We start from the raw sequence: 11946 nt of genomic DNA on the forward strand, positions 1-11946 counted from the left end.
GATTTACGAAAAAATAAAATTACTAAAACTTTGTTCGATTTCATCAAATACGTCAAAAACATCTTGAGATGCATCACTAGTAACCATTTTCATTCTGTACTCCTTAAAATGTGGAATGCCTTTAAAATAATTAGTATAGTGCCTTCTAGTTTCAAACACTCCTAGCTTTTCGCCTTTCCAATCTATAGCCATTTGTAAATGTCTTCGCGCAGCGTCTACACGCTCTTGAATCGTTGGCGGTGCTAACTGCTCTCCTGTTTTAAAATAATGCTTAACCTCTTTGAAAAACCATGGGTAGCCTATACTCGCACGACCGATCATAGCGCCATCCAGTCCGTACTGATCTCTCATGAGCATCGCACGTTCTGGGGTATCGACATCACCATTACCAAATACAGGAATATGCATCCGAGCATTATTTTTTACCTCAGCTATTGGAGCCCAATCAGCAGACCCCTTATACATTTGTGCTCGTGTTCTGCCATGAATAGCAATAGCTTTAGCACCAACATCTTGCAATCGTTCTGCTACTTCTACTATTTTGATAGATTCATGATCCCAGCCCAGTCTAGTTTTTACGGTTATTGGCAGATTGGTATGTTTGACCATAGCTTCAGTAAGGGAGACCATTAGATCAATATTTTTTAAAATTCCAGCACCTGCACCTTTACTTACAACTTTTTTTACAGGGCATCCAAAATTAATATCTATAATATCTGGTTTTGATGCTTCAACAATTTCTACAGATCGAAGCATCGATTCTAAGTTAGCCCCAAAAATTTGGATACCTACAGGACGTTCTTTTTCATATATATCCAATTTCATAACACTTTTTGCAGCATCACGAATTAAACCTTCAGAAGATATAAACTCAGTATATACAACATCAGCTCCTTGTTCTTTACAAAGAGCTCTAAACGGTGGATCACTTACATCTTCCATCGGAGCCAAAAGCAACGGAAATTCACCTACATCAATATCACCAATTTTAGCCAAATTAAATTTTCTTTAGTTAATTTATTTTCTTTAATACAAACAAGTTAGCATCCATCATTTCCTATGGAAATTTACGTAGTATTAGAATGCAAAAATACGAATATATCAAGATGAAAGATATAATTTATGTTGAGAAAAACTTAACAACTCCTCTTAAAATGGTGCAAATTAACAAGTACTTGTGAAGCTTAAGTCTTAAAAATAGGCAGTTTTGTAACCGAAACTTATAAAATTTAATATTATGCCTTTAAGAAATCTACTATTTTTTATACTGCTATTTACATCTTTATTCGGGATGGCTCAAACAGATTCACTTTCTTTCAGTGATCGAGAAAAACAACACAGATATAATTATAATTTTAAATATGAGTTGCCTATTACAGCAGTAGCTGCAGGAATCACACTATATAACTTTACACAAATTTATAGCAAAGATAGGGTGCCAAATGAACGGGTTATGAGTATAGATAGAGCTAATGTAAATCGCTTTGATCGTGGTGCAGCTGGGAATTTTGATGAAGATGCAGAAAAAATTAGTGATATGATATTTTATGGATCTGTTCCTGTCCCATTATTAGTTTTTGGTATAGATCCTAAAATTAGAAAAGATTATTTACGTGTGAGTTTATTATATCTTCAAGCAATGTCATTTACAGGAGTAGTGTATAGTACCTCGCATCAGCTTAATGATCGCCGCAGACCTTACGTATATAATACAGAGCTGGATATTTCTGAGAGAAATCGTGGAGCTTCACAAAACTCATTTATTGCTGGTCACCCAGCATTGGTTGGTACAGCAACATTTTTTATGGCCAAAGTTTATGCAGATTATCATCCAGAATCCGCATTTAAATGGGTAATGTATGGGTTGGCAGGTGCTTCGACCTATGCAACAGCACATCTACGAGTAAAAGCTGGTCAACATTTCCCAACCGATGTAATGGTAGGTAGCTTGGTTGGTGCAGCTTCTGGATTTTTGGTCCCTTATTTTCATAAAAACAAACTTTTTAAAGATCCTAATCTCGGTTTGATGCCTATCACGGGTGAATACCACGGGTTAAGTCTTTCCTATACTTTTTAAACTATTACTAATTAACACAACACTCCAGCCGGATAGCGAATTATTTTCGTTGTCCGGTTTTATTTTTAGTGGTCTTTGGATTAAATCAGTATCTTATGACATAAATGAATTGCATCTAATGATCTAGATGCTATGAAATCAATTATATTTGCAAATTGAAAGATCGAATTTTAACTTAGCTTTAGCTTGGATTAAGAAACGTTCTATACGTAAAATTGATCACTGATAGAGTAGAAGTGCTCTAGTAACGGTGTAACCAGAGAAGGATGAAGAATATAAGAAACTTTTGTATTATAGCACATATTGATCACGGTAAAAGCACATTGGCTGACAGGTTATTGGATTTTACGGGTTCAGTTACCGCTCGTGAGGCACAGGCACAATTATTGGACAGTATGGATCTTGAACGCGAGCGAGGGATTACTATTAAAAGTCATGCAATCCAAATGGATTACACTTACAAAGGAGAACATTATATATTGAACTTAATTGATACTCCTGGACATGTAGATTTCTCCTATGAAGTTTCTAGATCTATTGCTGCATGTGAGGGTGCTTTATTAATAGTTGATGCCGCACAAAGTATACAGGCACAAACAATCTCTAATTTGTACTTAGCCTTAGAGAATGATCTTGAGATTATACCAGTACTTAACAAGGTAGATTTGCCAAGTGCAAATCCAGAAGAAGTTACAGACGATATTGTGGATCTCTTAGGTTGTGATGCTTCTGATGTTATCCCTGCAAGTGCAAAGACAGGTATTGGTATCGAAGAAATCTTAACAGCTATCATTGAGAGGGTACCAGCTCCCAAGGGAAATCCTGAAGAATCGTTGCAAGCATTAATTTTTGATTCTGTTTACAATCCTTTTCGTGGAGTTGAAACCTATTTTAGGGTAATGAACGGTGAAATCCGGAAAGGTCAGCAAATCAAATTTGTCGCAACAGGTAAAAGCTATTTTGCAGATGAGATAGGTACATTAAAGCTTAAACAAGTACCAAAGCAAGTTATAAAAACTGGAGACGTAGGATATTTAATAACAGGTATTAAAGATGCTAGAGAAGTAAAAGTTGGAGATACAATCACCGATACAAAAAGTCCTACAAAGAATGCAATTGGTGGTTTTGAAGATGTAAAGCCAATGGTATTTGCGGGAATTTATCCTGTAGACACCGAGGATTATGAGGAACTACGTTCATCAATGGAAAAGTTACAGCTCAACGATGCTTCATTAGTATTTGTTCCTGAAAGCTCTGCAGCACTTGGTTTTGGTTTTAGATGTGGTTTCTTAGGGATGTTGCATATGGAGATCATTCAAGAACGTCTGGAACGAGAGTTTAATATGACGGTAATTACAACGGTGCCCAACGTTTCTTATCATGCTTTTACAAATAAAGAACCAGATCAAATTATTATAGTAAATAATCCGTCTGATTTACCAGAACCTTCAACCTTAAACAGAGTTGAAGAACCTTTTATAAAAGCTACTATTATAACAAAGTCTGACTTTGTTGGTTCTGTAATGTCTTTATGTATAGAAAAACGTGGTGAAATAACCAATCAAACCTATTTAACTACTGAACGTGTCGAATTAACGTTTGATATGCCACTTGCAGAAATTGTTTTTGACTTCTATGATCGTCTAAAAACTGTTTCAAAGGGCTATGCATCATTTGATTATTCACCTATTGGATTACGAGAATCAAAACTTGTAAAAGTTGATATTTTACTTAATGGAAATACGGTAGATGCACTTTCTGCATTACTACACAAGGATAATGCATACGATATCGGTAAGAAAATCTGTGAAAAGTTAAAAGAGTTAATACCTCGACAACAATTTGACATTCCTATACAGGCTGCAATTGGTGCAAAATTTATTGCGAGAGAAACGGTTAAGGCATTACGTAAAGATGTAACTGCAAAATGTTACGGAGGTGATATTTCTAGAAAGCGTAAACTACTCGAAAAACAGAAAAAAGGTAAAAAGCGAATGCGTCAAGTTGGAAATGTAGAAATCCCTCAAGAAGCCTTTATGGCCGTACTAAAGCTGAATGATTAATATTAATAGATATAGAGGAAAATAGTGTTGAGAAAAGCTATTTTAGTATATGTATATGCTGAAATAGCTTTTTTATTTACTCAAAATTGTAGTCTGAGCTTTAATTTTTGCTTCTAACACTTTTTCCATTATACGCTCCACCCCATAGTTAGCATTACTCTCGGTACGATAATTTGCGGCTTTAAGGACATTAGGATGTGCATTTTTCATCGCAAAACTATAAGTTGCAGCCTCCATCATTTCCAGATCGTTATTATAATCTCCAAACACCATCGTTTGCGCGGCGGTTATACCTAGGTTTGTTTGTAATTTTTGTAAAGCATTTCCCTTATTTGCTTGAACATGTGAAATATCTAGCCATATTTTACCTGATATCTTTACCTTTAATTCATTTTCAAGATGTTTTACGATTGGATAGACATGCTCTTCAGTCCCTTTTGTATTACAAATTGCAATTTTAAATATGGTGTCTTGTATATTTGCAAAATTATCTACAATTTCATAGCGCTCATAAAATTCTGAACACAGCTCAATAAATTCTTTGCTATATGCTTTGGTATACGCTGTTCTTTTGCCACAAATTATAATTTGTGATTCATGGAGTCTTTCTTCGAGTTTCAATAAATTAAGATAGGTCTCTATCGGTATTTCTACACTATCTAGCTCATTTTGTTGATGCATTGTTAGGGCACCGTTTTCTGCAATAAAATAAATTTCATTTTTAATTGATGCTAATTTGGAAACAATGCTATAGTATTGCCTTCCGCTTGCAGCAACAAATATAATACCGTGTTGATCAACGAGTTCTTTGTACACGTTAAAAAATCGACTACTTACTTGATGTGATGAATTTAATAAGGTGCCGTCCATATCTGTTACGACAAGCTTTATTTTTGATAGATCCATCAATAAAAGTATAATTTTATTTCTGTAGATTAATTATAGCCAATTCGACCATGGAATTCTTGAAAGCATTAGGATTGCAGCAATTGTATAAAAAATCGCTAACGTTTTTAGCTTTGGTGTCGAAGTTAATTTTTTCTTATGTTTAGAGTAGCCAATAGTGATAAAGGCAATCATCAAAATCATAGTTAGCGGATGCTCAACGTTATAAAGTCTTAAAGTTGGGTTTTTCATGATTTCACCCATTGAGCTTGTTCCAGAAAACCATACGACAAGAGGGGAAGCAATAAAAAGAACAATACCAATAAGAAGTTGTATATGAGACGTAATAAGCGCGAATAAAGAAATACGGAAATCTTTGGGAGAGTATTCACGTTTACTAATAACACCGGTGATTGCATTAATAGTAGCTAGGATTACTACTAGGACTACTAAGTAAGCCCAATAAGAATGAAGGATTTGAACAGCTTCGTACATAAGTGATATAATTTTATTCAAAGATACTCATTATTGTATAAAAAAACCTCACTCGGTAAGAGTGAGGTTTTAAAGATATTATAAAAAAATTGGTTTAGTTAAATGTATAACGTAGTCCAATTTGCATTTGCCATCTTGATGAGTTTAACCCACTGTCATCAACTAGATCTAGATCTCTTTCGGTATCTGGATCATATGAAAAAGTAGGCGTAGTACCATCTGTTTCAAAACCTTCAAAATTTAAAAGATTGACCGCATCAAAGCTACCAGCAAATGATCTAACACCCCATTCTTTATTTAGAAGATTGGTGAAGTTGAAAATATCAGCTGTAAATTCTAATGTATTCTTTTTGCCAAATGCGTTAATAGAGAATTCTTGAGCGAACTTTAAATCTACAATATGACTCCACTCTGCACGATCGCCATTACGCTCTGCAAATGTCCCTCTTCTGCTTCTTAAATAATCGTTCCCTTCTATAAAACTATTTAAAGCATTCCATTGTTGTTGAGAGGTTAATATTAAGTTATCCTCATCATCAAGTAGGTCAACGAGATTGGCATCAGCTTGAGTTGCAGGAACAAATATTAAGGCTGTGTTATTGCCAGTATCTCCGATTAACTGGCCTGCACTTGGACCACCACCTCTTGGAGAGTTTCCGTAAACGTAAGAGAACGGATCACCTTGAGAACCTTGGTAAAAAATTCCAATTCTAGTTTTAAGATTTTCATTCCATTTAAACTCAATTGTAGAATTTGCCACAATTCTATGACCAGGTGAAAAATCAGAAGTAGATAATCCAGGTCGGTTAGATCCATTAACAGATTCTAATCTTTGCCATTGCGAACTATTTTGAGAAGACTCTCCATCAAAAACGCCATCAGAATCTCCGTACGAATAAGTAGCTTGAGTAGTTACATCTACTAAAGAACTATAAAAGTTTTTGCCTAATGTCGCAGAAACGTTGTAAGAAGAACCTTTACCAGTGTTTGATGCTAAGAAAATTCCTGAGTAATTACTATCAATTCGATTAAATCCATAATTAGGACGCGAACCAGCTCCTGTAGTTGTAAATTCTGGATTAGGAAGATTTAAATTTTCATAAGAAACTGCAGTAATATTATCATTGTAAATAAAATCAGCAGAAAGCGTAAAGCCAGTAGGTAATTTTTGATCAAAAGCAATGTTATACTTCATTACTTGTGGTAATTTGAAATTTGCTGCGAATAAATCTACTTGACCTCCTGTAGTACCAGAACCAGGTAATGGATCTGTAAATTGATTATTTACATTTGGCTCAAAAAATGGAGCGTCATCTCTAAACAATTCTACAAAGCCAGCAGTTACACCATTGTTAGTATACGTTGCCCCTGGCCAAACTAGTGGTAATCTAGAAGTGAAAATACCCAAACCTCCTCTAACTTGAGTCGTTTTGGTTCCATTAACATCCCAGTTAAACCCTAATCTAGGGGATAAATGAGCTTTTGTATCAATACCTTTACCTACTCTTGCACCTTTTAAATCTTTACCTGAGGCTTCAAGTAAAGCTACCGAGCGTGTATTAAAATCTTCATTTTCTAAACCATCTTCCCAATATGGAAGATCAATTCTTAGACCTGCAGTGAATACAAAATTATCAGTAATATTTACTTCGTCTTGTGCATAAAATCCAAGTTGAAATACATTAAATTTAGCAGCTCCTTCAGAGTCATCTCCAAAACCTCCTTGTAAAGAATAACCTCTTCTATATCGGTTCGGTTTTTCACCATTGATAAAATCGTTAATATTACTATATCGGTAATCTCCAAAATTTTGTCTGAAAAATACATTGTTAGCAGATGAGAATTCATTGCTAGTTCCTAATGTGATAGTATGTCTACCAGAATAAATTTCTAAATTATCGGTAAATGTAAATACAGTTTGATCTAATAAGTTTGCTGTCGAAAAAGGTTCTGAACCAAAGAAAATGCTTGAACTTCCGTCAAAAATCTGAACCGAAGGAAATGGATCTCCATTAGGTCCTCTATCATCTTTAACACTTGTATAACCAACAACTAAATTATTAGAAACTTTGTTGTTAAATCTTGAACTCAATTCTAAAGCAGTTGAATTAGTAACAGATTCAAAATTTATAGCTCTGTTTAAAAAGTTGATTGAACTTCCATTAGAACCATTGGCATCAAGCTGTTCGGCTCTTACATAGCTATGCTTAAGAGATAAATTATTGTTGTCATTAATATTCCAATCAATTTTAGCAATAAGTTTGTCACTTATCAATGAGCTTGTATTGTTGTCATAAACTCCAGGATCGTATCCATACGTATTTTTTAAGAAATCACTCAACGCATTAATTTCTGCTTGTGAGGATGCTCCTCTATATGAATTAAATTCAAATGGCTGTGGTGTCTCATTATCCTGTCTTTCGTAATTAACAAAGTAGAATAATTTATCTTTAATAATAGGACCTCCCACTCGCAATCCATATGTCTCGGCATTAAAATCTGCCAATTTCGTTCTTTCGCCACCGTCTGCTATTGCTTCAGGAGTTTTTCCTGCCAAATCTTGGTTTCTGAGTAAATAGTATGCAGAACCTTCGATATTGTTTGTACCAGACTTTGTTATTGCGTTAATTGAACCTCCAGAGAATCCTGACTGTTTTACGTCAAAAGGAGCCACATTAATTTGAAAAGATTCAATAGCGTCTAAGGATATTGGACTTACGCCCGTTTGTCCACCATTTGTTCCGCTTCCAGCTAGACCAAAAACATCGTTATTGACTGCTCCATCTATATAAATAGCATTGTAACGGTTGTTTTGTCCAGAAATAGAAATTACATCATCTCCACTTACTTGAGCTTGAGGTGTTAATCTTGCAAAATCAGCAATGTTTCTAGAAATTGAAGGTAAAGTATTAACTTTTTTTCGATCAACATTAGTAGCTGCTCCCGTTTTTCCTGAATCAAATACGCCATTGTTAGTAGCAGTAATAACTACCTCTTCTAAAGCGTTAGCTTCTTCTTGCAATTGAGCACTGATGTCTTGCGAATCTCCTAGCTGAAGAAAAACCCCATCTTTAAGATAGCCTTGAAAACCTACGTAAGAAATAGTTACTCGGTAAGGACCACCACTTCTCATGTTAGCAATTCTATAAAAACCATCAAAATCAGTAATTGCTCCATACTTTGTTCCAGACGGACCGTGAATGGCAACTACATTTGCTCCTGGTAAAGGATCTCCTAAGTTATCGGTAATTTTACCATTGATAGAAGATTTTGTTACCCCCTGAGCAAAGGTTGATGTTACAACTGCCATCAACATTACAGTAAATAAAAATGTAATCTGTTTCATTATAATGAATTGAGTTTAATATTCCGTGCAAAAGAACGAATCTTTCTTGAAACCAACTTTATGTAATTGTTAAAAATTATCACATAATTTTTTTATGGTTTTACAATAAAATTACTTTGCATCGCCCTGATTTTAAATCAATTAAAAATATGAAAAATTGAGGAAACACTATTTGGTTATGCTAAAAACTTTTTTAATAGAGATTTTGTTGAAGAATCGTGTGTTAAAACTTGTCTAGTTTCTATTTCGGACAGGATGGTATTGGCTAATTTTTTACCTAATTCTACTCCCCATTGATCATAGCTATAAATGTTCCAAATCACTCCTTGTACAAAGATGCGTTGTTCATATAGCGCTATAAGTTTTCCTAAACTCTTAGGTGTTAATTGATCAATTAAGATTGTAGTTGTGGGATTATTTCCCTTGAAAACTTTAAAAGGGCTTAGCTTGTCGATATCTGATGCATTATACCCCTGATTTTTTAACTCTTGTACAACTTCGTTACTTGATTTACCTTGCATTAAAGCTTCTGTTTGTGCAAAGAAGTTTGACATCAATTTGTTATGATGATTTTGATCTTTGAAAAGAGATTTTTTAAACCCTATAAATTCTGCAGGGATTAATGTTGTTCCTTGATGCAAAAGTTGAAAAAAAGCATGTTGTGCATTTGTGCCAGGCTCTCCCCAAATAATAGTACCAGTTTTATAATTTACAGTTTTTCCATTGCGATCTACACTTTTACCATTACTCTCCATAATCCCTTGTTGTAGGTAGGCGGGTAGTCTGTGTAAATATTGCGAATAGGGAATTACAGCTTCACTAGTTGCTCCAAAAAAGTTGTTGTACCAAATGGTCAATAATCCTAATATTACAGGAATATTTTTTTCATAAGGGGTGTTTTTAAAATGTTCATCCATCTCATGTGCCCCCTCGAGTAAAGCTTCAAAGTTTTTGTAACCTACAGATAAAGCAATAGATAGTCCCACAGCACTCCAAAGAGAAAATCGACCTCCAACCCAATCCCATAGAGGAAAAATATGATCTTTATCAATACCAAAATTTAAAACATTTGGGATGTTGCTTGATACCGCAACAAAATGTTTGGCAACTGCATCATTTGATGCATTTTTGAGAAACCAATTACGTGCTGTATTTGCATTGGACAAAGTTTCTTGTGTAGAAAAAGTTTTAGAAACGATAACGAATAGCGTAGTTTCTGGATTTATTTTTTTGAGACATTGATGAATGTGATCTCCATCTACATTTGAAACGAAATGAATTTTTAAATGATTTTTATAATACTCCAAAGCTTCGGTAACCATAACTGGTCCTAAATCTGAGCCACCAATTCCGATATTTACTATAGTGTCAAAGGCTTTACCCGTATGACCTTTTAATTGACCATTTATTACCTTATCACAAAAATCTTTGATTTTTTGTTTGACGGCTTGTATCTCGGGTATGATGTTTTTTTTATCAACATTCACTACAGTGGATGCTGGAGCTCTAAGTGCAGTGTGAAGAACTGCTCGATTCTCTGTTGCATTGATAATATCTCCTTCAAAATAGCTTTTTATAGCTTTTTCTAGTCCCACTTCTTTGGCAAGATCTATAAGCAAGCTAAGTGTGGTGTGATTCACCCGTTGCTTAGAAAAATCTACATAAAAGTCTTTCCATTCAATCGAAAACTCTGGTCCCCGTTTATCATTCGTTTCAAAAAGTTCTTTCAAAGTTATATCCTTAAACTCTTCAAAATGATCTAACAAGGATTTCCAAGCTTTTGTGGTGGTCGGGTTAATAGTTGGCAATGTCATAAAATTATAAAATTTGGTTTTCTTTCTCAAAGGTTATTTGGTCTAGTTGGGATTTGAGCGGTATGATATGGTTTTTAAAGAGAGGTTGTAAAGAATCAGCAAGTGGTTTGCTTGCTGGGAGATCCTGTTTAAAAGGATCGACTTCACGACCATTTTTCCAAAAGCGATAACACACATGAGGGCCGCCTGTATTACCTGTCATACCGATATAACCGATAACATCTCCTTGGCGAACATACTCTCCTTTTCTAACCGCTTGTCTGCTCATATGAAGGTATTGTGTTTCATAAGTTGCATTATGTCGTATTTTTACATACTTGCCGTTACCCCCTCGGCGTTCGGATTTTGTTACGATACCATCTGCCGTGGCAAGGATAGGTGTTCCTATGGGAGCAGCAAAATCAGTACCTCTGTGAGGTCTTATTTTGTTCCCGTAGTATTTAATTCTTCTTTTTAGATTATATCTAGAAGAGATTCGGCTAAATTGTACAGGTGCTCTTAAAAAGGCACGTCTTAAATTTTCGGCGTTTTCGTCGTAGAAGTCTGCGATACCTTTGGTGCTGTCTGATATAAATTTAAAGGCATATACTGATTTACCTCTATGCTCAAAATGAGAAGCTTTAATTTCTCCTATACCAGCAGGAATTGTATCGTTAATAAATTTTTCTGTATATAATACCTTAAATCGATCTCCTGCCTGAAGTCTAGTGAAATCAATAGTCCAAGCATAAATATCTGCAAGCTTATAAGCTACTAAAAAACTAAGATTGAGTTCGTCAAATGTTTGAGAAAGGTTACTCTGGATAGTTCCTGAAGCAATTTTCTCTATAAGTTTAACTGGTTTTTTCCTTTTATAAACTTTAATACTATCTGTAAAATCAACAACCGTATAATCTACTTTATTATTTATATAGACAAAAACTTGTGCAGATTTGCTAGTATCCTTTGGTTTTAATACGACATACGGCTTCCCTGCTCTAATGCGAGTGACATTAAAGGAGTCTTTTATCGCATTGGTAATTTCAAAAACTTTTGCTCGGCTAATCCCATGATTATCCAGTATGCCTCCAAAACTATCACCTCTTTTTATAGTGTCTCTAATTACTTGATAATCATTAAGCACATAACCATATTCTTTGATAACGGGAGGTGCTATTTTTTTTTCAACGTTAACAGTAGCAGGAGCTACTTTTTCATTTTCATTTTCCTTCTTACATGAGTAAAATACTGCTAAGCATAGCAGTATGCAAATAGACTTCTTCAATT

Annotated in this window: 8 protein-coding genes; 2 read left to right on the plus strand and 6 right to left on the minus strand. The window is 34.7% G+C overall.

All coding sequences use genetic code 11. The features are described from left to right. Nucleotides 1–3: 3 nt before the first annotated feature. Nucleotides 4–996 carry a tRNA dihydrouridine synthase DusB gene (gene dusB, locus ACE939_RS13855; protein ID WP_378186191.1) on the minus strand — a complete coding sequence of 331 codons (993 nt, stop codon included), beginning with the start codon at nt 994–996 and terminating at the stop codon, nt 4–6. A 241-nt stretch (nt 997–1237) separates the two neighbouring features. On the opposite strand from dusB, the gene ACE939_RS13860 reads away from it, so the two are divergent. Then, a complete protein-coding gene (locus ACE939_RS13860; protein WP_378186192.1) occupies nt 1238–2077 on the plus strand; it encodes a phosphatase PAP2 family protein in 840 nt (279 codons plus the stop codon). Between the two features lie 266 nt (nt 2078–2343). Further along, nucleotides 2344–4140: a translation elongation factor 4 gene (gene lepA, locus ACE939_RS13865; RefSeq protein WP_378186193.1), complete on the plus strand. Its 1797-nt coding sequence runs from the start codon at nt 2344–2346 to the stop codon at nt 4138–4140. Between the two features lie 72 nt (nt 4141–4212). Here lepA and ACE939_RS13870 read toward each other — a convergent pair whose 3' ends face one another. The 5 genes from ACE939_RS13870 to ACE939_RS13890 all read right to left on the minus strand — a co-directional run bounded on the left by ACE939_RS13870 (nt 4213) and on the right by ACE939_RS13890 (nt 11944). Next, a complete protein-coding gene (locus ACE939_RS13870) occupies nt 4213–5046 on the minus strand; it encodes an HAD family hydrolase (RefSeq protein WP_378186194.1) in 834 nt (277 codons plus the stop codon). 33 nt (nt 5047–5079) lie between these two features. Beyond that, complete coding sequence (locus ACE939_RS13875; protein WP_378186195.1) at nt 5080–5520, minus strand: hypothetical protein; 441 nt, start codon at nt 5518–5520, stop codon at nt 5080–5082. 94 nt (nt 5521–5614) lie between these two features. Further along, entirely contained in the window at nt 5615–8866 is a 3252-nt protein-coding gene (locus tag ACE939_RS13880; RefSeq protein WP_378186196.1) for a carboxypeptidase regulatory-like domain-containing protein, read from the minus strand. Nucleotides 8867–9042: 176 nt separating this feature from the next. Beyond that, on the minus strand, nt 9043–10680 hold the full coding sequence (gene pgi, locus ACE939_RS13885; RefSeq protein ID WP_378188458.1) for a glucose-6-phosphate isomerase: 1638 nt from the start codon (nt 10678–10680) through the stop codon (nt 9043–9045). A 4-nt stretch (nt 10681–10684) separates the two neighbouring features. After that, nucleotides 10685–11944, minus strand: coding sequence for a peptidoglycan DD-metalloendopeptidase family protein (locus tag ACE939_RS13890; protein ID WP_378186197.1), 1260 nt, complete (start codon nt 11942–11944; stop codon nt 10685–10687). Between the last annotated feature and the right edge of the window lie 2 nt (nt 11945–11946).

It is taken from the genome of Aquimarina rhodophyticola, assembly GCF_042434915.1.
Classification (GTDB): domain Bacteria; phylum Bacteroidota; class Bacteroidia; order Flavobacteriales; family Flavobacteriaceae; genus Aquimarina.

Coding starts and splice junctions, on each gene's coding strand:
- ACE939_RS13860 (WP_378186192.1), top strand. CDS start 1,238: ATGCCTTTAAGAAATCTACTATTTTTTATACTGCTATTTACATCTTTA.
- lepA (WP_378186193.1), top strand. CDS start 2,344: ATGAAGAATATAAGAAACTTTTGTATTATAGCACATATTGATCACGGT.
- ACE939_RS13870 (WP_378186194.1), bottom strand. CDS start 5,046: ATGGATCTATCAAAAATAAAGCTTGTCGTAACAGATATGGACGGCACC.
- ACE939_RS13875 (WP_378186195.1), bottom strand. CDS start 5,520: ATGTACGAAGCTGTTCAAATCCTTCATTCTTATTGGGCTTACTTAGTA.
- ACE939_RS13880 (WP_378186196.1), bottom strand. CDS start 8,866: ATGAAACAGATTACATTTTTATTTACTGTAATGTTGATGGCAGTTGTA.
- pgi (WP_378188458.1), bottom strand. CDS start 10,680: ATGACATTGCCAACTATTAACCCGACCACCACAAAAGCTTGGAAATCC.